At 72.1% G+C, this 19,991-nt stretch carries 19 protein-coding genes; 15 read left to right on the plus strand and 4 right to left on the minus strand.

The window, feature by feature from the left end:
• The first annotated feature begins 3 nt into the window (after positions 1-3).
• The 4 genes from ACI2K4_RS28920 to ACI2K4_RS28935 all read left to right on the plus strand — a co-directional run bounded on the left by ACI2K4_RS28920 (position 4) and on the right by ACI2K4_RS28935 (position 3,704).
• On the plus strand, positions 4-288 hold the full coding sequence (locus ACI2K4_RS28920) for an HPr family phosphocarrier protein (protein ID WP_404515873.1): 285 nt from the start codon (positions 4-6) through the stop codon (positions 286-288).
• Positions 281-1,930 (plus strand): phosphoenolpyruvate--protein phosphotransferase, encoded by a 1,650-nt coding sequence (ptsP, locus tag ACI2K4_RS28925; RefSeq protein WP_404515874.1) that lies wholly within the window; start codon positions 281-283, stop codon positions 1,928-1,930. The genes ACI2K4_RS28920 and ptsP overlap by 8 nt, the downstream gene beginning before the upstream one ends.
• A 145-nt stretch (positions 1,931-2,075) precedes the next feature.
• Positions 2,076-3,122, plus strand: a complete 1,047-nt coding sequence (locus tag ACI2K4_RS28930) for a methyltransferase (RefSeq protein ID WP_404515875.1) — start codon at positions 2,076-2,078, stop codon at positions 3,120-3,122.
• Positions 3,123-3,248: 126 nt separating this feature from the next.
• Positions 3,249-3,704, plus strand: a complete 456-nt coding sequence (locus tag ACI2K4_RS28935; RefSeq protein WP_404515876.1) for an Lrp/AsnC family transcriptional regulator — start codon at positions 3,249-3,251, stop codon at positions 3,702-3,704.
• On the opposite strand, the gene ACI2K4_RS28940 is transcribed toward ACI2K4_RS28935, so the two are convergent.
• The gene (locus ACI2K4_RS28940) at positions 3,685-4,287 is read right to left on the minus strand and encodes a histidine phosphatase family protein (protein WP_404515877.1); all 603 of its coding nucleotides are present in this window, start codon (positions 4,285-4,287) and stop codon (positions 3,685-3,687) included. The genes ACI2K4_RS28935 and ACI2K4_RS28940 overlap by 20 nt on opposite strands.
• Before the next feature lie 147 nt (positions 4,288-4,434).
• On the opposite strand from ACI2K4_RS28940, the gene ACI2K4_RS28945 reads away from it, so the two are divergent.
• Positions 4,435-4,629: a CsbD family protein gene (locus ACI2K4_RS28945; RefSeq protein WP_404515878.1), complete on the plus strand. Its 195-nt coding sequence runs from the start codon at positions 4,435-4,437 to the stop codon at positions 4,627-4,629.
• A gap of 93 nt (positions 4,630-4,722) precedes the next feature.
• Here the strand turns inward: ACI2K4_RS28945 and ACI2K4_RS28950 are convergent, their stop codons facing one another.
• Entirely contained in the window at positions 4,723-6,138 is a 1,416-nt protein-coding gene (locus ACI2K4_RS28950; RefSeq protein ID WP_404515879.1) for a KamA family radical SAM protein, read from the minus strand.
• Positions 6,139-6,278: 140 nt separating this feature from the next.
• Here ACI2K4_RS28950 and ACI2K4_RS28955 point away from each other — a divergent pair, with 140 nt between their 5' ends.
• The 9 genes from ACI2K4_RS28955 to ACI2K4_RS28995 all read left to right on the plus strand — a co-directional run bounded on the left by ACI2K4_RS28955 (position 6,279) and on the right by ACI2K4_RS28995 (position 16,693).
• Complete coding sequence (locus tag ACI2K4_RS28955; protein ID WP_404515880.1) at positions 6,279-7,310, plus strand: zinc-binding alcohol dehydrogenase; 1,032 nt, start codon at positions 6,279-6,281, stop codon at positions 7,308-7,310.
• A gap of 5 nt (positions 7,311-7,315) precedes the next feature.
• Positions 7,316-8,884, plus strand: coding sequence for an amidohydrolase (locus tag ACI2K4_RS28960; protein ID WP_404515881.1), 1,569 nt, complete (start codon positions 7,316-7,318; stop codon positions 8,882-8,884).
• A 44-nt stretch (positions 8,885-8,928) separates the two neighbouring features.
• Positions 8,929-10,548, plus strand: coding sequence for a lysine 5,6-aminomutase subunit alpha (locus ACI2K4_RS28965; RefSeq protein WP_404515882.1), 1,620 nt, complete (start codon positions 8,929-8,931; stop codon positions 10,546-10,548).
• The gene (locus ACI2K4_RS28970) at positions 10,545-11,318 is read left to right on the plus strand and encodes an OAM dimerization domain-containing protein (RefSeq protein WP_404515883.1); all 774 of its coding nucleotides are present in this window, start codon (positions 10,545-10,547) and stop codon (positions 11,316-11,318) included. The genes ACI2K4_RS28965 and ACI2K4_RS28970 overlap by 4 nt, the downstream gene beginning before the upstream one ends.
• The gene (locus tag ACI2K4_RS28975; protein ID WP_404515885.1) at positions 11,315-11,743 is read left to right on the plus strand and encodes a hotdog domain-containing protein; all 429 of its coding nucleotides are present in this window, start codon (positions 11,315-11,317) and stop codon (positions 11,741-11,743) included. Before ACI2K4_RS28970 ends, ACI2K4_RS28975 begins: the two co-directional genes overlap by 4 nt.
• Positions 11,740-13,086 carry a glutamate mutase L gene (locus ACI2K4_RS28980; protein WP_404515887.1) on the plus strand — a complete coding sequence of 449 codons (1,347 nt, stop codon included), beginning with the start codon at positions 11,740-11,742 and terminating at the stop codon, positions 13,084-13,086. Before ACI2K4_RS28975 ends, ACI2K4_RS28980 begins: the two co-directional genes overlap by 4 nt.
• Before the next feature lie 538 nt (positions 13,087-13,624).
• Complete coding sequence (gene lnt / locus ACI2K4_RS28985; RefSeq protein ID WP_404515900.1) at positions 13,625-15,298, plus strand: apolipoprotein N-acyltransferase; 1,674 nt, start codon at positions 13,625-13,627, stop codon at positions 15,296-15,298.
• Complete coding sequence (locus tag ACI2K4_RS28990; RefSeq protein ID WP_404515888.1) at positions 15,295-16,104, plus strand: polyprenol monophosphomannose synthase; 810 nt, start codon at positions 15,295-15,297, stop codon at positions 16,102-16,104. The genes lnt and ACI2K4_RS28990 overlap by 4 nt, the downstream gene beginning before the upstream one ends.
• A gap of 64 nt (positions 16,105-16,168) precedes the next feature.
• A complete protein-coding gene (locus tag ACI2K4_RS28995) occupies positions 16,169-16,693 on the plus strand; it encodes an FxsA family protein (RefSeq protein ID WP_404515889.1) in 525 nt (174 codons plus the stop codon).
• 78 nt (positions 16,694-16,771) lie between these two features.
• On the opposite strand, the gene ACI2K4_RS29000 is transcribed toward ACI2K4_RS28995, so the two are convergent.
• Both ACI2K4_RS29000 and ACI2K4_RS29005 read right to left on the minus strand, forming a co-directional pair.
• On the minus strand, positions 16,772-17,113 hold the full coding sequence (locus ACI2K4_RS29000; protein WP_326558423.1) for an RNA polymerase-binding protein RbpA: 342 nt from the start codon (positions 17,111-17,113) through the stop codon (positions 16,772-16,774).
• A gap of 208 nt (positions 17,114-17,321) precedes the next feature.
• Positions 17,322-18,449, minus strand: a complete 1,128-nt coding sequence (locus tag ACI2K4_RS29005) for a hypothetical protein (protein WP_404515890.1) — start codon at positions 18,447-18,449, stop codon at positions 17,322-17,324.
• Between the two features lie 242 nt (positions 18,450-18,691).
• Here ACI2K4_RS29005 and ACI2K4_RS29010 point away from each other — a divergent pair, with 242 nt between their 5' ends.
• Positions 18,692-19,867: a macrolide family glycosyltransferase gene (locus tag ACI2K4_RS29010; protein ID WP_404515891.1), complete on the plus strand. Its 1,176-nt coding sequence runs from the start codon at positions 18,692-18,694 to the stop codon at positions 19,865-19,867.
• Positions 19,868-19,991 lie beyond the last annotated feature (124 nt).

Below are 19,991 nucleotides of genomic sequence, written 5' to 3' on the forward strand. Positions count from 1 at the left end.
ACCATGCCCACGCGTACGGTCGCCGTTGGATCCGCCAGCGGTCTACACGCCCGCCCGGCGGCGTTGTTCGTCGCCGCCGCCACGGCACAGCCGGTCCGGGTGACCATCCGGGTCGGCGACAAGCGGCCGGTGCCGGCCAACAGCATGCTCTCGGTGCTCTCCCTCGGCGCCAAACGGGGCACCGAGGTGGTCATCGAAGCCGAGGGGGAGGGGGCCGACGCGGCCCTCGACACCCTCGCCGACCTGCTCCTGCGGGACCTCGACGCGGAAGAGCAGGCCGATGCCTGAACCGTCGACCCGGCCACCGCTGCGCGGGATCGGGGTCAGCCCCGGGACCGCCGCCGGCCCCGTCCTGCGGGTCGGCGAGGTGCCCACCCTGCCCGAGCCGACCACCGTCACCGACCCCGCCGCCGAGGCCGACAAGGCGGTCGGCGCGCTCGCCACCGTCGTGGCCGAACTCGGCAGGCGGGCCGACCGGGCCCGCGAGCGGACCGCCGCCGACGTGCTCCGGGCCCAGGCCATGATGGCCGACGACCCGGTCCTCGCCGACGCCGTACGCGACGAGGTCACCGCCGGTTGGGACGCCCCGCACGCCGTCGACGCCGCGTTCGCCGGTTACCGGGCGGTCTTCGAGGCGGCCGGCGGCTACCTGGCCGAACGCGTCGCCGACCTGGACGACCTGCGCGACCGGGCGGTCGCCGTCTGCCTCGACCGACCGATGCCGGGCGTGCCCTCGCCCGGACACCCGTACGTCCTCGTCGCCCGGGACCTCGCCCCGGCCGACACCGTCGACCTCGACCCGGACCAGGTGGTCGCCCTGGTCACCGAGGTCGGCGGCCCGACCAGCCACACCGCGATCCTGGCCCGGGCGCTGGGACTGCCGGCGGTGGTCGGCTGCGCCGACATCACCGGCGTCGCCGACGGCGAGACGGTCCTGGTCGACGGCACCACCGGCCTGGTCGAGACCGGCCTCGACCCGACCACCCTGGCCGCCCGCACCACCACCCGGACCGCCACGGCGGTCACCAGCTCCGGACCCGGCCGTACCGCCGACAACCACCCCGTGGCACTGCTGGCCAACGTCGGCTCCGCCCGCGAGATACCGGCGGCCGACGCCGCCGAGGGGGTCGGCCTGTTCCGCACCGAACTGCTCTTCCTCGACCGCACCCGGGAACCCGGCCTCGACGAGCAGACGGCGACGTACCGGGAGGTGTTCGCCCGGATGGGCGGACGCCGGGTGGTCGTGCGCACCCTCGACGCCGGTGCCGACAAGCCACTGCCGTTCCTGGCACAGGCGGCGGAACCCAACCCGGCACTCGGCATCCGTGGCCTACGGGTGGCCCGACGGCAACCGGCGGTGCTGCGTACGCAGCTCGACGCGATCGCCCGCGCGGCCGCCGACACCGGCGCGGAGGTCTGGGTGATGGCCCCGATGGTCGCCACCCGGGCCGAGGCGGCCGGCTTCGCCGAGGCGGTCCGGGCGGCCGGGCTGCCGAAGGCCGGGGTGATGATCGAGGTGCCGGCGGCGGCACTGCGCGCCGGAGCGCTCCTCGAGGCGGTCGACTTCCTCAGCATCGGCACCAACGACCTGAGCCAGTACGCCTTCGCCGCCGACCGGCAGTGCGGCGACCTGGCCGAACTGCTCGACCCCTGGCAACCCGCGCTGCTGCGGCTGATCTCGGAGGCGGCCGCCGCCGGGCGGGCCGCCGGCAAACCGGTCGGGATCTGCGGCGAGGCGGCCGCCGACCCGCTGCTCGCACCCGTCCTGGCCGGGCTCGGCGTCACCAGCCTCTCGATGTCCGGACCCGCCCTGCCGGCGGTACGCGCGGCGCTCGCCCGACACACCTTCGCCGAGTGTGAACGGCTGGCGAAACTCGCCCTCGACGCCGACGACCCCCGACAGGCCCGGTCCCTGGTCGAGACCGCCTGACCGCCCCTACCGCCGGTGGCATCGCCGGCCAGCCGCGCCGACGTCCCCCGCGTCGGCGCGGCGCCGGACGGGGTGGCCGGGCGTCAACCGAAGCCGTAGCATGTCCCCAACTGAATAGATGACTTACGATCTTCGGGGGGGATCAATGGTCGATCAACCGGTACGTCGTGTCTTCGTGCCACCACAGTCCGGCGACCCCAACCCGGACCAGCCACCGCCGCTGAACCCCGCCCGGATCACCGGTGTGGCCTCCGGCTTCATGACCGCCAAGGCACTCTTCGTCGCCGCCGAGGTCGGCCTCTTCGCCGCCCTGCCCGACGACGGCGCCACCGCCGAGACCATCGCGCAGCGGTGCCAACTCCCGGTCCGCAGCGCCCGGGCGATCGCCGACCTGCTGGTCGCCACCGGCCTGGTCGAGCACGACGGCGAGCGCTACCGCAACGCCCCCGACACCGAGGCCTTCCTCGCCGGCCGAGGGCCGCTCGACATGCGCGCCATGCTGCGCTACTGGGATCTCGTCAGCTACCCGACCTGGACCCGGGCGTCCACCGCGTTCCGTACCCGACAGGGAGTCAGGGCCGAGCAGCTCAGCGAGGAGCAGACCAGGGCGTACGAGTCCTCGGTGGCCCTGGTCACCGCCGAGACGGCCGCCGACCTGGCCGAGGCGTACGACTTCGGCCCGCACACCCGACTGCTCGACGTCGGCGGCGGTATCGGCACCTTCGCCAAGCCGATCCTGCGCGCCTACCCACGGCTCACCGCGACCCTGCTCGACCTGCCCGACGTGGTGGACGTCGCCCGCGCCGAGGTCGCCGCCGACGCCTTCGCCGACCGGCTCGACCTGGTCGCCGCCGACGTCTTCGTCGACCCGCTGCCGGCCGGGCACGACGTGGTGGTGGTGGCCAACTTCCTGCACCTGTTCTCCCCGGAGCGCAACCTCGAACTGCTCGCCCGGTTGGCCGAGGTCGTCGCACCCGGCGGCCGGCTACTGCTCGTCGACTGGTTCCGCGACCCGGCCGCACCGCACCCGGCGACCCGCCTCGGATCGGGCGAGTTCCTCATGATCAGCGGCGGTGACACCTACGAGGCGAGCGATGTGACGGGGTGGCTCGACCAGACCGGTTGGACGCCGGTGGAGCACCTGCCGCTGGCTGCGCCGGCCGGACTGATCGTCGCCGAACGCGTGGGATGACGGGGTAGGAGCCGGCACGTGCCGCAGGAGCCCGACGCCCGACCCGTTGATGCCGGTCCGGGTCCGGGCTCCCGCCGTGTGCGATCAACTTCGCCGGACTGGGCCCTTGGCGGTAGGTTCTTCGCCGTGGAGGAAGTCGATCGCGCCATCATCGCCGGGCTGACCACCGACGGCCGCATGTCGTACACCGACCTGGCCGAGAAGGTGGGACTGTCGGTCTCGGCCGTGCACCAGCGGGTACGCCGGCTGGAGCAGCGCGGCGTCATCACCGGCTACACCGCCCAGGTCTCGTACGACGCGCTGGACCTGCCGTTGACCGCGTTCGTGGCGGTCCGGCCGTTCGACCCGTCGCAGCCGGACGACGCCCCGGAGCGGCTGGCCCACCTGCCCGAGATCGAGTCCTGTTACTCGGTCGCGGGGGAGGACTTCTACCTGCTGCTGGTGCGGGTCTCCGGCCCGGCCGACCTGGAACGGGTGTTGCAGGAGATCCGCACCTCGGCGAACGTGACCACCCGTACCACGGTGGTGCTCTCCACGCCGTACGAAAGCCGGCCGCCGAGGATCAGCCGCGACCTGGACTGACCGGGAGCGAGGCCGCGCCACCGGTGTTCCAGCGCAGGATCACCGGCCGGTCGTGTTCGTGGCCGAGGGCGGAGACGGTGGCGGTGTCCAGCCGGAGCAGGCCGCCCCCGCTCGCGGGTAGGCCGATCCAGCGGGCACCGGCCACCCGGAGGCTGTGCCCGTGCGCGACCAGTGCGACGTCACCCTGATCGAGCAGCGTGGCGGCCCGGGCGAGTACCCGGTCGAGCCGGGCACCGACCTGGTCGGGGGACTCCCCGTCGGGGCAGCCGTCGGTCCACAGGTTCCAGCCGGGGCGGTCGACCTGGATCTCGGCCGTGGTCCGCCCCTCGTAGGCGCCGTAGTTCCACTCGGCGAGGTTGTCGTCGACCGAGGTGACCGTCAGGCCGGCGAGTTCGGCGGTGTGCCGCGCCCTGGCCCGGGGACTGGAGATCACGGCGGCGAAGCTACGCCCGGCCACCTGGTCGCGGACCGCGCGGGCCTGACGCTCGCCCTCGTCGGTCAGGGGAATGTCGGTGTACGAGGTGTGCCGGTGTCCGGCACTCCACTCGGTCTCGCCGTGCCGGATGAGAACGATCTCTGTCACCTGGTCAGTTAAGCACGTGAGATGCACCTAGCTTCCTAGGACGCACTACGGGGTGTGGCAGCTCCCACCTCACGAACAAGGTGTCAGCGACCCCGGGCCGGGAACTCATCTCGTGGCCGAACACCCGACTACTCACGAGGAGTCGAGATGAGCCTCACCGACAAGGCCAAGAACAAGGCTCAGGAGATGGTTGGCGCTGCCAAGGAGAAGTACGGCGACGCCACCGACAACGAGCAGATGCGCGCCCAGGGTTCGCGGCAGCAGGCCGGCGGCAAGGCCAAGCAGGCGGGCGAACACGCCAAGGACGCCGGTAAGAACGTGAAGGACGCGTTCAACCGGTAACCGCGGGTGACGTAGCCGTGGACGCATAGGCGACAGTGGGGCCACCGGTCACGTACCGGTGGCCCCACTGGTGTGCGCGTCGCGGTCGCGGTCTCAGTCGAGCGGGCTCGGCTCGTGACTGGTCCACCAGGAGCGACCTGACTCGGGCAGCGTGTCGATCGGGTCGTAGTAGGCGTACCGGCGGCCGAGCGCGGCCAGGTCGGCCGACTCGATCGAGGTGCGGTAGTTCTTGGTCCAGTAGGAGATGCCGCGCTCCCGGTCGTACTCGGTGAGCATGTGCACCCATCGTTTGCCGACGAACGGTACGTCGCAGACGATCCGGGGGGTGGCGTAACCGGGCAGGTAGCCCATCATGTCGTGTTGGAGCTGCTGGGCGTGCCAGACCGGGACCCGCCAGTGTTCGGCGTTGGGGATCATGTCGCACATGTAGAAGTAGTAGGGCAGGATGCCGGCTTCGCCCTGGAGTGCGAAGCAGAGGTCGAGCAGGTCCGGTGCGGTGGCGTTCACCCCGCGCATGAGGACACCCTGGTTGCGTACGTCGCGTACGCCGACCTCGAGCGCGGTCTGGGCGGCTCGGGCGACGAGCGGGGTCAGCGACTGGGCGTGGTTGACGTGGGTGTGGATGGCCAGGTTGACGCCGCGCCGGGCGGCGGTGCGGGCGACCCGTTCGAGTCCCTCGACGACCTCGGGCTGGAGCCAGTGCTGGGGTAGTCCCATCAGTGCCTTGGTGGCGAGGCGGATGTCGCGGATGGTTTCGATTTCCAGCAGTCGCATCAGGTACGACTCGAGGTTGCGCCAGGGCACGTTGGCGACGTCGCCGCCGGAGACGACGATGTCGCGTACGCCGGGGTGGGCGCGGAGGTAGTCGATGTGGGCGGTGTAGCGGTCGACGGGTTTGAGGGTGAGTTTGAGTTTGTCGACGGTGGGGGTGGAGTTTCCGACCAGGTCCATCCGGGTGCAGTGGCCGCAGTACTGCGGGCAGGTGGAGAGCAGTTCGGCGAGGACCTTGGTGGGGTAGCGGTGGGTGAGGCCCTCGGCGACCCACATGTCGTGCTCGTGGAGTGAGTCGCGGGTGGCGTACGGGTGCGAGGGCCAGTCGACGCGTCGGTCGGAGGCGACCGGGATCATGTAGCGGCGGATCGGGTCGGCCATGAAGGCGTCGGTGGTCACCGGCCCGTCGGGCACCATTGTGTTGATCATTTGTGGTGGGACCAGCATCGACATGGTGGCGAGTGCGGCCTGGTCGGTGGCGAGGTCGGTGTAGAAGCTCTCGTCGACGAGGTCGCCGAGTACGGCGCGGAGCTGTTTGGCGTTCTTGACGCAGTTGACGCGTTGCCACTGGGCGGATTCCCACTGTTCGCGGGTGACGTGGCGCCAGCTGGGGAAGCGGGTCCAGTCGGGTTCGACGAGTGGGCGGCGGCGGTATTCGTAGGGCTGGCCGGCGCGGGGGGTGGTGGTGTCGGTGGGGCGCGGCTGGGGGATGGCCTCAACTGGTTGTGTCTGCGTCACGGCCCCTCCTCAGGCTGCGCGGTATCGGTGACGGACCGAAGGCTACTGGAAAATATCCTGTTGAGGAATTAGTCTGCCGGAAGTTTTCCCGCAGAGCGAGCGGTTGGCAACGTGAGTGACCTGGGAGGGAGGGTTTCGAGATGACTTCACCCGTGGGGTTGCACCGTGTTCTGGAGCCGGTTGGTGTGTTGCCTCAGGCGGCGTGGCGGCTGGATCCGTACGCGCCGTTGGGGGTTGACGAGGTGCGGGTCCGGGTGGAGCGGTTGAACCTGGACGCGGCGAGTTTTCGGCAGTTGTCGGAGAAGCATGGTGGGGACGGGGTGGCGGTTCGGGCGGAGGTGCTCGAGATCATCGCCGACCGGGGCAAGATGCATAATCCGGTCACTGGTTCGGGTGGCATGTTGATCGGGGTGGTCGACGAGGTCGGGCCGTTGTCTCCGTTGCCGGTGAAGCCGGGCGACCGGGTGGCGACCCTGGTGTCGTTGACGTTGACCCCGTTGGTGGTCGAGGACGGGTTGGCGGGCTGGGACGGGCGCGGCGAGCAGGTGCCGTGTGTGGGTCGGGCGGTGTTGTTCGCCCGGTCGGTGGTGGCGGTGTTGCCCGATGACCTGGATCCGAGGCTGAGTCTGGCGGTGCTGGACGTGTGTGGGGCGCCGGCGTTGACCTCCCGGGTGGTGGGTGGTTACCGGTCGCCGTCGGTGGCGGTGCTCGGCGGGGCGGGTAAGAGCGGGTCGTTGGCGTTGGCGGCGGCGCGGCGGGCGGGCGCTGGTCGTACGGTCGGGGTGGTGCCGGTGTCGGCGGAGCGGGACCGGTTGGTTGCCGCCGGTCTGGCCTCGGCGGTGGTGTTGGCCGACGCGCGTGACCCGGTGGGGTTGTCGGCGGCGGTGGTCGGCGCGTTGGGGGCGCCGGCGGACGTGACGGTGGTCTGTGTGGACGTGCCGGGTTGTGAGCACGGGGCGATTCTGGCCACGGCCGACGGCGGCACGGTGATCTTTTTCTCGATGGCGACGAGTTTCTCGGCGGCGGCGTTGGGCGCGGAGGGGCTGGCGGCGGATGTGACGATGCTGGTCGGCAACGGGTTTGTGCCGGGTCACGCGGCGTTGGCGTTGGATCTGGTGCGGGCCGACGCGGGGGTGCGTGCGTTGTTCGAGGCCCGGCTCGCGGCAGACTAGATCACATGACTTCCCCCTCGATTCTCTACCGCGGTGGTCACCTCTACTGCCCGGGTGACCCGCAGGCGACCGCGTTGTTGGTTCGTGACGATCGGATCGTGTGGTTGGGTGCGGACGCGGACGCGCCGGTGGCCGATCGGGTGGTGGATCTGGCGGGTGGGTTGGTGACGCCGGCGTTCGTGGACGCGCACGTGCACGCGACGGACACGGGGCTGGTGTTGTCGGGGCTGGATCTGTCGTCGGCGCGTTCGGCGGCGGAGGTGAGCGCGGCGGTGGCGGCGTTCGCGGCCGGTTTGCCGGCGGACGCGGTGGTGTTGGGGCATGGGTGGGACGAGTCGAACTGGGTGGATCAGCGGCCGCCGGACGCGGTTGAGTTGGACCGGGTGGCGGGTGGGCGGCGGGTGTATCTGTCGCAGGCGTCGATTCATTCGGCGTTGTGTTCGTTGGCGTTGTTGGCGGCGGCGCCGGAGGTGGTGGCGGTGCCGGGGTACGACGCTTCGGGCTGGTTGCGGCGGGACGCGCACCATGTGGTGCGGGCGTTGGCGTTCGGGTCGGTGACCCGGGAGCAGCGGGTGGCGGCGCAGCGGGTGGCGTTGGCGCGGGCGGCGTCGTTGGGGATCGCGGCGGTGCACGAGTGCGGTGGGCCGGATATTTCGGACGAGGTGGATTTTGCCGGGGTGTTGGCGTTGTCGGGTGTGGGTGGGCCGGAGGTGTACGGCTACTGGGGTGAGTTGTCGGGGGCGGAGCGGGCGCGGGAGCTGGGCGCGGTGGGTGCGGGTGGGGATCTGTTCGCGGATGGGGCGTTGGGATCGCGTACGGCGCATCTGTCGTCGGCGTACGCCGATGGTGGTGAGGGTGTGTGTGGGCACGGGTACGTGTCGGCGGAGCAGGTGCGGGATCACTTGTTGGACTGTGCGCGGCATGGGATGCAGGGCGGGTTCCACGCGATCGGGGATGCGGCGATCGGGACGGTGTTGGCGGGGTTCGCCGAGGCGGCGCGGTCGTTGGGGGTGGATCGGTTGCGGGCGGCCCGGCATCGGGTGGAGCACGCGGAGATCATGAACAAGCGGTTGATCGCGGGGTTTGTCGAGTACGGGATCGTGGCGAGCATGCAGCCGGCGTTCGACCGGTTGTGGGGTGGTACGTCGCGGATGTACGCGCAGCGGTTGGGGGTGGCCCGGTCGTTGGATTCGAATCCGATGGGTGCGATGCACGCGGTGGGTGTGACGTTGGCGTTCGGGTCGGATTCGCCGGTGACGCCGTTGGATCCGTGGGGGTCGGTGCGGGCGGCGATGTCGCATTTCAATCCGGCGCAGCGGATGGGTGCGCGGGCGGCGTTCGCGGCGCACACCCGGGGTGGTTGGCGGGCGGTGTTCCGGGACGACGAGGGGGTGTTGGCTCCGGGGGCGCCGGCGACGTTCGCGGTGTGGTCGGTGCTGGCGGGGGTGGAGCGGGGGTTGCCGGTGTTGGTGGCCCCGGAGGTGGAGTTGCGGGGTCCGGGGGATCCGACGCCGTTGCCGGTGTGTCGGCAGACGGTGTTGCGCGGTCAGGTGATCTACGAGGCGCTCGACTGAGTGGTTCGGGGTGCCCGCCTGGGCGGGTGAGAGGGAGGTACGTCGTGACGGGCAAGTTGGGGTTGGACGCGTCGGTGGTGGCTCGGGCGCGGGAGTTGGCGCGTCGGGCCGGTCAGCCGGTGGTGGATCTTGCTCGTGGGCATACGACGGTGTCGGTGGAGCGGGCGGTGTTGCGGCTGGCCGGGGTGTCGGGGGCGGATCCGGATGGGATTCCGTGGGTGAACCGGCTGGTCGACGCCGTGGTGGCGGAGGTGGGTCTGGGTCATGGGGTGGCGTTGCCGGTGTTCGACGCGTTGACGCGGGAGGGGTTGGCCGGCGGTGAGGTCGGGGCCGGGTTGACGTTGTTGGCGCAGAAGGCGGCGGCGGGGTCGGTGGGTTTTGGGGTGCCGTCGGGGCGGGCGTTGTCGTCGGCGTTGTCGTCGGCGCGGCGGGCGGTGGGGGCGGGGTTGCGGTCGATCGACCGGCGGCGGGTGGAACGGGAGCGGTTGGTGCGGCGGTGGGGGGATCCGCCGCGTCGGCCGTGGATTTATCTGATCGTGGCGACGGGGGATATCTACGAGGACATTCCGCAGGCGCAGGCGGCGGCGCGGGCGGGTGCGGATGTGATCGCGGTGATCCGTTCGACGGGTCAGTCGTTGTTGGACTATGTGCCGGAGGGGGCGACCCGGGAGGGGTTCGCCGGGACGTACGCGACGCAGGAGAATTTCCGGTTGATGCGGGCGGCGTTGGACGAGTCGTCGCGGGAGTTGGGCCGGTACGTGCGGTTGACGAATTACGCGTCGGGGTTGTGTATGCCGGAGATGGCGACGTTGGCCGGGTTGGAGCGGCTGGACATGATGTTGAACGATTCGATGTACGGGATTTTGTTCCGGGACATCAATCCGATTCGTACGTTTGTCGACCAGCGGTTCTCGCGGCAGGTTCACGCGCGGGCGGGGATCATCATCAACACCGGTGAGGACAACTACCTGACCACGGCGGATGCGGTGGACGAGGCGCACACGGTGACGGTGTCGCAGTTGTTGAACGAGTTCTTCGCGCACGAGGCAGGGTTGGCGGACTGGCAGTTGGGGTTGGGGCACGCGTTCGAGATCAACCCGGATGTGCCTGATTCGTTCCGGTTGGAGTTGGCGCACGCGTTGTTGGCGCGGGAGTTGTTCCCGGACGCGCCGTTGAAGTGGATGCCGCCGACGAAGCACATGACCGGGGATGTGTTCCGGGGGAATCTGTTGGACGGGTTCTTCAATCTGGCGGGTGTGTTGACCGGGCAGGGGATTCTGCTGGTCGGGATGATGACCGAGGCGGTGGTGACGCCGTGGTTGTCGGATCGGGACATCGCGTTGCAGAACGTGCGGTACGTGCTCGGTGCGGCCGGTGGGTTGGCGGAGGATTTTGTTCCGGCGCCGGGTGGGTTCGTGCGGGCGCGGGCGGCGCGGGTGTTGGACGAGGCGGTGGCGTTGTTGTCGCGGATCGCCGACGACACGTTGTTGAACGCGATCGCCGAGGGGACGTTCGGGATCATGCGGCGGCCGGCGGACCGGGGTAAGGGCCTGGACGGGGTGGCGGCGCACGAGCCGGGTTACTACAACCCGGCGACGGAGCTGTTGGAGCGGGACCAGGCGGCGGCTCGGGTGGCCGCGGGTGCGGCGGAGGTGGCGGCGTGAGCGGGTCGGTGGTGCGCCCGTACGGGGACACGACCGGGGACGGCATGGTGCAGGTGTCGTTCACGTTGCCGGTGGCGCACGACAAGCGGGCCGAGGGGGCGGCGCTGCAGTTGGCGGCGAGGATGGGTCTGGAGCCGGCGATGTTGGTGCACGCGAGGCCGATGGGTGACGGGTTCACCTTCTTCGTGGTGTACGGGCGGGTGAACCACCTGGTGGACCTGGACGCGGTGCGGGTGGTGGAGCGTGATTTCCCGTTGTTGTCGGCGAAGGAGGTCAACGCGTTGGTGAAGGCCCGGTTGCGGCGGAAGTTGTCGGTGGTGGGGGCGTGTATCGGCACGGACGCGCACACGGTCGGGATCGACGCGATCCTGAACGTGAAGGGCGTGGCGGGTGAGAAGGGCCTGGAGTACTACCGGGAGTTGCGGGTGACGAACCTGGGGGCGCAGGTGAGTGTGCCGGATCTGGTCGAGGCGGCGCGGGTGGAGCGGGCGGACGCGGTGTTGGTGTCGCAGGTGGTGACGCAGCGGGACGCGCATCTGCACAACACCCGGGAGATGTCGGCGGCGTTCCGGGAGGCGATGCCGGCGGGGCGGCGGCCGTTGCTGATCGTCGGTGGGCCGAGGTTCGACGAGTTGATGACGGGTGAGTTGGGGGTGGACCGGATTTTCGGCCGGGGGACGACGCCCCGGGAGGTGGCCAGTTATCTGGTGCACGCGTTGGTGGTCAACCGGGAGGCCCGGGTTGGTGCGGGGAGGGTGGCGGGGCGATGAGTGACGCGCGGGTGGGGTTGCGGGTGGTGCACCGGCGTTATGTGCCGTACGGGCACGCGCACTACGCCGGTGGTCTGGTCGACGGGGCGTACGCGTTGGGGTTGTTCGGTGACGTGGCGACGGAGGTGTGTATCCGTACCGACGGGGACGAGGGTTTGTTCGCCTCGTACTCGCAGGTGCGGTTCGTGGCGCCGGTGCGGGCGGGTGACGTGGTCGAGGTGGTGGCGACGGTGACCCGGGTCGGTAACCGGAGCCGGACGGTCGAGTTCGAGTGTCGGGTGGTGTGTCGGGGGCGGCCGGAGGCGGGGGTGTCGGCGGCGGTGGTGTTGGATCCGCCGCTGGTGGCGGTGACGGCGACCGGGACGGTGGTGGTGCCGGGGCCGGCGCCGGGTGGGGCGGCGGGTGCGGTGGTCACGCCGCTGTGACCGGGTACGCGGTCTGCGCCGATGTGGGGTCGACGTTCACGAAGGTGGCGGTGGTCGACCTGGCTGACGGGGCGTTGGTGGGCGCGGCGTTGGCGCCGACGACGGTCGACTCGGATGTGTTGCGCGGGTTGGACGCGGCGGTGGCGGCGGCGACGGCGGGCCTGCCGGGTGCGGCGGGGGCGCCGTGGTACGTGTGTTCGTCGGCCGGGGGTGGGTTGCGCCTGGCGGTGGTCGGTTACGAGCGGTTGGTGACGGCTCGGGCCGGGCGACAGGTGGGGTTGTCGGCCGGGGCGCGGGTGGTGCACGTCGGTGCGGGGTTGCTCGACGCGGACGGGTTGGGGGCGTTGCGGGCGGCGTCGCCGGATGTGGTGCTGCTCGTCGGTGGGACCGACGGCGGCGACGGTGAGGTGCTGGTCCACAACGCGACCCGGTTGGCGCGGGCGCGGTGGCGGGTGCCGGTGGTGGTGGCCGGCAATGTGGACGTGCGGGCGGAGGCGGCGCGGGTGTTGGCCGACCGGGGGGTGCCGGTGACGGTGGCGGAGAACGTGTTGCCGAGGATCGGGGTGTTGGCGCCGGGGTCGGCGCGGGCGGCGATCCGGGAGGTGTTCCTGCGGCACGTGATCGGCGGGAAGGGGCTGTCGCGGGGGCGGCGGTTCGCCGGTTTGGTGCGGGCGGCCACCCCGGAGGCGGTGCTGACCGGGGTGGAGTTGTTGGCCGACGAGGTCGGTGGTGATCTGGTGGTGGTCGACGTGGGTGGGGCGACGACGGACGTGTACTCGGTGTTGACGCCGGACGAGCGGGCGCATCCGGTGGCGCGGTCGGCGGCGGGGGTGCTGTGGCGGGCCCGTACGGTCGAGGGTGACCTGGGGGTGCGGTGGAGCGCCCCGGGGGTGGTCGAGGCGGCGGTGGCGGAGCGGCTGTTGCCCCCGGATCAGGCGGAGGTGCTGGCGGTGGCGGCGGCGGACCGGGCGGCCGATCCGGGGTTCCTGGCGGTCGACGCCTCGGCGCGGGAGGTGGATCGGCGGTTGGCGGGGTTGGCGGCGACGGTGGCGTTGCGTCGGCATGCCCGGGGTGGGTCGGCCGGTGACGGTGGGCGGGATCTGCGCGACGTACGGTTGGTGGTTGGTTCGGGGGGTGTTCTGCGCCACGCCGGTGCCGGGTCGGCGGTGGCGGTGCTGGCGGCGGTTTTGGCCGATCATGGTGGTGGTTGGGTGTTGCCGAGGGCGGCGACACCCGTCGTCGATGATCAGTATGTGCTGGCCGCCGCGGGTTTGTTGGCGGCGGAGCAGCCGGTGGCGGCGGTGTCGCTGTTGCGGCGGCATCTGGTCGGGGCGGCCGGCTGATCGGCGACTCGCAGGGGGCGACACGCCGGGGTGGGGCCGCGACTGGCCGGTGGCAGTTGACAGGGCCCGGGGGGCAGCACGTACCGTCTTTGAGTCCTACTACGGGAAGCGGCTGTTGTTCGCTTCGTCCCTTCGTCCGCTGGCCGAGCGACTGGTGTTGAGGTCGCAGCGGCCAGGTCCAGCGGGCGGGGGTCGGCGGGGCGGCGCGAACCGGCCGCGGTTACCGGTGTACGGGCAGGATGATGTGGGCGGCCAGTAGACAACGGCCTGACGGGGACAGCCAGTCCTCCTCCGGTCGGTCCGAAGGTCGTGACGGGTCGTCTCTGCCCCACCGGCCGGGAAGGGCCTGGGAGCATCGGGGCGCGGCCAGTGGCCGCGCCCCGATTTTGTCTCCGGGTCACGGTCGTCGGCCCGCACCTGGTCGTGCCGGGGGGCCGTGGACGGCGGCGACTGCCACAGGTGGTGCCGGTAACCTTCGGCGGGTAGATCCGCCGCGTCCGGTCGGCGGTGCCGGACAGGTGGTGAGGCGCGGGTGACGATGGTGGACACGGACACGCCGGTCGGTGCGGGTCCCGACCCGGTGGCACGGCCCCGGCCGCTGCCGCTGTGGGTCGCCGTGGTGGCGGCGCTGGCCGGTGGTGGGGCGCTGCTGGTCGCGTTCCCCCCGTACGGGCTGTGGTGGCTGGCGCCGGTCGGGGTGGCGCTGCTCGCGGCTGCGGCGCACCGGCGGCGGTTGCGGGGCGGTGCCGGGGTGGGGGCGTTGGCCGGTTTGGCATTGTTCGTCCCGATGCTGGCGTGGACGAATCTGCACACCGGTTACCTGCCGTGGCTGCTGCTGTCCGGTTTGCAGGCGTGCTACCTGGCCCTGTTGGGGCTGGCGACGGCGTGGGTGAGCCCGGTGGTCGACCGGTGGCGGTGGTCGTGGCCGGTGGTGACGGGGCTGCTGTGGGTGGCGCAGGAGGCGTTGCGGGACCGGACCCCGTTCGGTGGGTTCCCGTGGGGGCGGTTGGCGTTCTCGCAGGGTGATTCGCCGCTGCTGCGGTGGGCGGTGCTCGGTGGGGCGCCGCTGGTGACGTTCGTGGCGGCGCTCGCCGGTGGGTTCCTCGTCGCGGCCGGGTTCCGGTTCGCCGCCGGTCGGGGCACCACCGCCGGGGTACGGGGCGGGTGGGCGCCGGTCGCCGGTGGGGTCGCCGCGGCGGTGGCGTTGGTGGGGGTGGGGCTGCTGGTGCCGTTGGGCAGCGCGTCCGGTGCCGGTACGGCCACGGTGGCGATCGTGCAGGGCAACGTGCCCCGGCTCGGGTTGGACTTCAACGCCCAGCGGCGCGCGGTGTTGGAGAACCACGCGAACGCCACCATCGATCTCGCCGCCCGGGTCGCCGCCGGTACGGCCGACCGGCCGGACCTGGTGGTGTGGCCGGAGAACGCCAGCGACGTGGACCCGTTGCGGGACCCGACCGCGGCGGCGGAGATCAGCGCGGCGGCGGACGCGATCGGGGTGCCGATCCTGGTCGGTGCGGTGCTGCTCGGCCCGGGGCCGGGGCAGGTGCGTAACACGGGGCTGTTGTGGCTGCCGGACACCGGCCCGGATCAGACCCAGATGTACTTCAAGCGGCATCCGGTGCCGTTCGCCGAGTACATCCCGATGCGGGAGATCGCCCGGAAGGTCAGCAAGGAGGTCGACCGGGTCCGGTCGGACTTCGTCGCCGGCACCCGCCCCGGGGTGGTGCGGGCAGGTGGGGTGACCCTCGGTGACGTGATCTGTTTCGAGGTCGCGTACGACGACGTGGTCCGGGACACCGTGACCGGTGGGGCGCAGTTGCTGGTGGTGCAGACGAACAACGCCACGTTCGACGAGGCCGAGGCCCGCCAGCAGATGGCGATGGTGCAGTTGCGGGCGGTTGAGCACGGTCGTGAGGCGCTGATGGCCTCGACGGTCGGGGTGTCCGGGTTCGTCGGGGCCGATGGGCGGGTAACCGGTGCGACCGGGTTCAACACCGCGGCGGTGGTGGTCCGGCGGGTGCACCTGGGGGACGCCCGTACGGTCGCCACCCGGGTCGGGGTGTGGCCGGAGGTGGTGCTGGTGGGTCTGGCCGTGGCGGCGCTGGTCGCGGCGGTGCCGGCCCGGCGGCGGCGGGTCGTTTCCGTGGACGGTCCGGTGGTGGACGGGGGTGATCCCCTCCCCGCTGGCGCGGCAGATGCGGAGGAGCGGTGAGCGAGGCGAGTGGCGCGGTCGGACGCAGGGCGGGTTACCCGGGGCTCGGGCGGGTCCTGGTCGTCATTCCCACGTACAACGAGGCGGACAACGTCGTCGTCATCACCGAGCGGTTGCGACAGGCGGTGCCGTCGGTGGAGGTTCTTGTCGCCGACGACAACAGCCCGGACGGCACCGGGGCGGTCGCCGACCGGCTCGCCGGGGCGGACGAGTTCGTCCACGTGCTGCACCGCCCGGGTAAGCAGGGGTTGGGTGCGGCGTACGTGGCCGGGTTCCGGTGGGCGCGCGAGCGCGGGTACGACGCGGTGGTGGAGATGGACGCCGACGGTTCGCACGCCCCGGAGGAGTTGCCCCGGTTGCTCGACGCGGCCCGGGACGCCGATGTGGTGATCGGTTCCCGGTGGACCTCCGGTGGTGAGGTGGTCAACTGGCCGTGGCATCGGCAGTTGCTGTCCAGGGGTGGGAATCTGTACACCAGGGTGGCGTTGGGGATGCCGGTTTCGGATGCCACCGGCGGGTTCCGGGTGTACCGGGTGTCGGCGTTGGCGAAGATGGACTTCGAGCAGGTCGCGTCCCAGGGTTACTCGTTCCAGGTGGAGCTGTCGTGGCGGGCGCACCGGGCGGGGTTGCGGACGGTCGAGGTGCCGATCAGGTTCGCGGAGCGGGAGCACGGGGCGAGCAAGATGAGCCCGTTGATCGTCGGTGAGGCGTTGTGGCGGGTGACGCTCTGGTGTCTGCAGGAGCGGCGGCCCGGGTGGGGTCGTTCCCGGCGGAGGTTCGGCGACAGCACGCCGCGGTGGCCGTGACACCGGATCGTGTCATGCTGGAGGGGCGGGATTCCGCAGTCGTACACCATCCGGATGGGGTGACATGGGCCGAGGGCTGAGACTGGTGCCGTTGGCGTTGCTGCTCGCCGTGGTCGTCGAGATCTCGGTGTTCGTTCTGGTCGGCCACGCGATCGGGTTCGGTTGGACGATCCTGCTGGTGCTCGCCGCCTCGGTCCTGGGGTTGGCGTTGCTGCGCCGGGAGGGGATGCGGGCGTGGCGGGGTTTCCGGTCGGCGGCGCAGGCCGGCACCCCACCGGGTGGGCAGGTGATCGACGGCCTGGTCGGGTTGCTCGCGGGGCTGCTGCTGGCCGTGCCGGGGTTGGTCAGCGCGGCCGTCGGGCTGCTGCTGGTGGTGCCGCCGGTGCGGGTGCTGGCCCGGCGGGGGGTGCAGGTGGCGACGGAGCGGCGGGTGTCGGCGATGGTCGCCGGTGACCTGTTCGGGCCGCGTCGGGTCCGGGTCCGTCGTGGCGCCCCGCAGCCGACACCGCCGGCCGCCGACCAGCCGCCACCACCACCGGCGGCGGGTGGGGCGATCGAGGGTGAGATCGTGGAGCCGCGGCCGCGTTGAGCCGGTAGCGGGATGTACACACGGAACCGCCCCACGGCCGGTTGGCCGTGGGGCGGTGGTGTTCGGTGTGCTGGGTGGTCAGACGCGACCGCGTCGGGTCCGTACCTCTTCGAGCCGCTCGGCGAGAATGTCCTCGAGTTCGGCGATCGAACGGCGCTCCAGCAGCATGTCCCAGTGGGTACGCGGCGGCTTCGCCTTCTTCTGCTCGGGCTCGGTGCCGTCGACCAGCCGGGCGACGCTGCCGTCGAACTTGCACTCCCAGGTGATCGGTACCTCGGCGTCGACGGCGAAGGGCACCTCGAACTGGTGGCCCTTGGCGCAGAGGTACTCGCGGGTCTGGCGCGGTGCGAGCTCCGTGTTCCGGTCGGACTCGTAGCTGACTGCTCCCAGACGGCTTCCGCGCAGCATGCGCTCGCCCATGATCGGCTTTCCCCTCGGTCGTGGTGCGTGTCTTATCGGTGTAACGATGGGCGCCGGGTCGGCGATTCCCGCCACCGACGGCAAAACTACTTCTGGTTAAACGTTCCGAGCGTAGCGGTACCCAGCAAGTAGTGATCCAGGTCACCACGGGGCGTAGGTTTTCTCCCCGTTGTGGGTCTTTACCCGCCTGTTGTCTGGTTCACGCCGGTCACCCGGCGCCGGCCGGCGGTGGGGCGGCCGGCGGGGGCACCGCCCGGGCGCTGAGGCTGGCCAGCGCTGCGGCCAGGTCACCGACCTGCACCGACAGGCGTCCCACCCGTTCGGTCGCCGCGTCCCGGTCGGCGATCGCGGCGTCGAGGCGGCTGGCCAGGTCGTCGACCCGGGCCTGCGCGGCCGTGGCGGCGTCACCGGCCGCCCGCAGTTGCCCGGCGACCCGCTCGCGTTCGGTGTCGGCCCGCCGCGCCGCCGTCCGGGCCGCCTCGGACACCTCCTCGGCGTGCCGCTGCTGCTCCCGGGCCCGCTGCGCGTCCCGGGCGGCCTCGGTCGCCTCCGTCCGCGCCTGGTCGGCGGCGGCCTGTGCCCGCTGCGCCGCCGCCCGGAACTCCTCCGCCGCCTCGACCGCCTGGGCCGCCGACGTGGCGGCCCGGGCGGCGTCAACGCGGGCGGTGTCACGTTCCCGGGTCAGGTCGGCCACCGCCCGCCGGTCGGCCTCCGCCTGGGTACGCAACGTGCGCAGGTCGACCCGGGCGGAGTCCCGGTCGGACTCGGCCTGGGAACGCAGCGCCTGCGCGGCACTGGCCGCCCGCCGCGCGTCGTCCCGGTCGGCGAGGGCCTCGGTGGCCCGCTGCCCCGCCTCGACGGCGTCGCGCTGCGCCTGCTCGGCCCGCTGGTACGCGCGGTCACGTTCGGCCGACGCGGTGGTGGCGACCTGCTCGGCCCGGGTCTGGGCCGCCGTGGCCGCCTCCGCCTCCCGGCGTGCCTCGTCACGCTCGGTCTGCGCGGCGGCGACCTCGGCGGCGGCGTCCGCTCGCGCCTGCGCCAACTGCCGCTCCACCCCGACCGGTGACAGGTCGGCGTGCAACGCCTCGGTCAGGGTCTCGACCACCTGGTCCAGCCGGTCGACCGCCTCCCAGGTGCGGGCCACCTGCCCGGCCAGGCCGGGGGCGTTGCGGTGGCGCATCCGGGAGTTACGCGACGCCCGCTGGCAGGCACCGTCGTTGTCGCGGCAGTAACGGTACGGGCGCCCGGCGGCGGCGCGCTGCGGGACCGGCCGGCCACAGTGGGCGCACGGTCGGGTGTCGGCCAGGTCCGGGCCGGCGGTGTCGTGCTCGCTCATCGCCGGCCGAGTCTAGTGCCGTACCCGCCGGCCCCGAATCGGGTCGCACCCGCGGGCCGTCGTGGGCTAGGCTCGCGGCCATGTTCCTCCAGCAGCTCTACGGCTGACACCCGGCCGAGGACGTCGCGTCCTCGCCACACCGGCCCGCACCCGCCCCGTGACCGGCACCGCCGTCACGGCGCTCACGCGCACCCGGTGACCGTGTCCGTTCCGCCGTAGACCTGAGAAAGAGGAACCCCCACATGTCTCGTCGCCCCGCCCACATCGCCATGGTCGGCGTCCCCGCCATCAGCCACATCCTGCCCAGCCTCGAAGTCGTCCGGGAACTGGTGGCCCGCGGCCACCGGGTCACGTACGCCAACGACCCGACCGTGGCCGACCTGGTCACCTCCACCGGCGCCGAACTGGTGCCGTACACCTCGACGTTGCCGGTCGCCGACCACGACTGGCCGGACGACCCGATCGCCGCCATGGGTGTCTTCCTCGACGACAACATCGCCGCGCTGCCGCGGCTACGGGCCGTCTACGACACCGACCCGGCCGACCTGTACCTGTACGACATCGGCTCGTACGCCGCCCGGGTGCTCGCCGAGGCGCAACGGCGCCCAACGGTGCAGCTCTCACCCTCCATGGTGGCCTGGGACGGCTACGAGCGGGAGGTGGCCGCGCAGTTGTGGCAACTGCCCGGCGCCGACGCGTACCGGGCCAGGTTCGCGGCGTGGCTGGCCGGCAACGGTGCCGTCACCACGGACCTGGACACGTTCAGCGGCCGCCCCGCGCGGGCGTTGGCGCTGATCCCCCGGGCCATGCAGCCGTACGCCGACCAGGTCGACCCGGCGGTGGTGACGTTCGTCGGGCCGTGTTTCGGCAAACGCGCCGACCAGGGCGACTGGACCGCCCCGGCGGACGCCGGCAGGGTGCTGCTGGTCTCGCTCGGTTCGGCGTTCACCCGGCAGCCGGAGTTCTACCGGCAGTGCCTGGCCGCCTTCGGTGACCTGCCCGGGTGGCACGTCGTGCTCCAGATCGGCAAGCACACCGACCCGGCCGAACTCGGCCCGATCCCGGGCAACGTCGAGGTGCACCCCTGGGTGCCGCAGCTGGCGATCCTGGAACGCGCCGACGCGTTTGTCACCCACGCCGGGATGGGCGGCAGCAGCGAGGGGCTGTTCACCGGCACCCCGATGATCGCGGTCCCGCAGGCGGTCGACCAGTTCGGCAACGCCGACCGGTTGGTCGAACTCGGCGTCGCCCGGCGGATCGACACCGCCGACGCGACCGCCGACACCCTGCGGGCGGCGCTGCTGGCGCTGACCGGCGACAACGAGGTGGCCCGGCGGTGCGCGACGTTGGCCGCCGCCGCGCGGGCCGAGGGCGGCACCGCACGGGCCGCCGACCTGGTCGAGGAGATGCTCGGCTGACCCGTGCCGTCGGGGGGGGGGGGGCCCCCCCCCCCCCCCCCCCGCCGCGGGGGGGAGGCGCGGGGGGGGGGGGGGGGCGCCCCAAAAGGGGGGACCCCCCACCACCACCGGGGAACGGTCACAA

Source organism: Micromonospora sp. NPDC050397, assembly GCF_044901685.1.
Classification (GTDB): Bacteria; Actinomycetota; Actinomycetes; order Mycobacteriales; family Micromonosporaceae; genus Micromonospora_G.

Coding starts and splice junctions, on each gene's coding strand:
- ACI2K4_RS28920 (WP_404515873.1), top strand. CDS start 4: ATGCCCACGCGTACGGTCGCCGTTGGATCCGCCAGCGGTCTACACGCC.
- ptsP (WP_404515874.1), top strand. CDS start 281: ATGCCTGAACCGTCGACCCGGCCACCGCTGCGCGGGATCGGGGTCAGC.
- ACI2K4_RS28930 (WP_404515875.1), top strand. CDS start 2,076: ATGGTCGATCAACCGGTACGTCGTGTCTTCGTGCCACCACAGTCCGGC.
- ACI2K4_RS28945 (WP_404515878.1), top strand. CDS start 4,435: ATGAGCCTCACCGACAAGGCCAAGAACAAGGCTCAGGAGATGGTTGGC.
- ACI2K4_RS28955 (WP_404515880.1), top strand. CDS start 6,279: ATGACTTCACCCGTGGGGTTGCACCGTGTTCTGGAGCCGGTTGGTGTG.
- ACI2K4_RS28960 (WP_404515881.1), top strand. CDS start 7,316: ATGACTTCCCCCTCGATTCTCTACCGCGGTGGTCACCTCTACTGCCCG.
- ACI2K4_RS28975 (WP_404515885.1), top strand. CDS start 11,315: ATGAGTGACGCGCGGGTGGGGTTGCGGGTGGTGCACCGGCGTTATGTG.
- lnt (WP_404515900.1), top strand. CDS start 13,625: ATGGTGGACACGGACACGCCGGTCGGTGCGGGTCCCGACCCGGTGGCA.
- ACI2K4_RS28995 (WP_404515889.1), top strand. CDS start 16,169: ATGGGCCGAGGGCTGAGACTGGTGCCGTTGGCGTTGCTGCTCGCCGTG.
- ACI2K4_RS29000 (WP_326558423.1), bottom strand. CDS start 17,113: ATGGGCGAGCGCATGCTGCGCGGAAGCCGTCTGGGAGCAGTCAGCTAC.
- ACI2K4_RS29005 (WP_404515890.1), bottom strand. CDS start 18,449: ATGAGCGAGCACGACACCGCCGGCCCGGACCTGGCCGACACCCGACCG.
- ACI2K4_RS29010 (WP_404515891.1), top strand. CDS start 18,692: ATGTCTCGTCGCCCCGCCCACATCGCCATGGTCGGCGTCCCCGCCATC.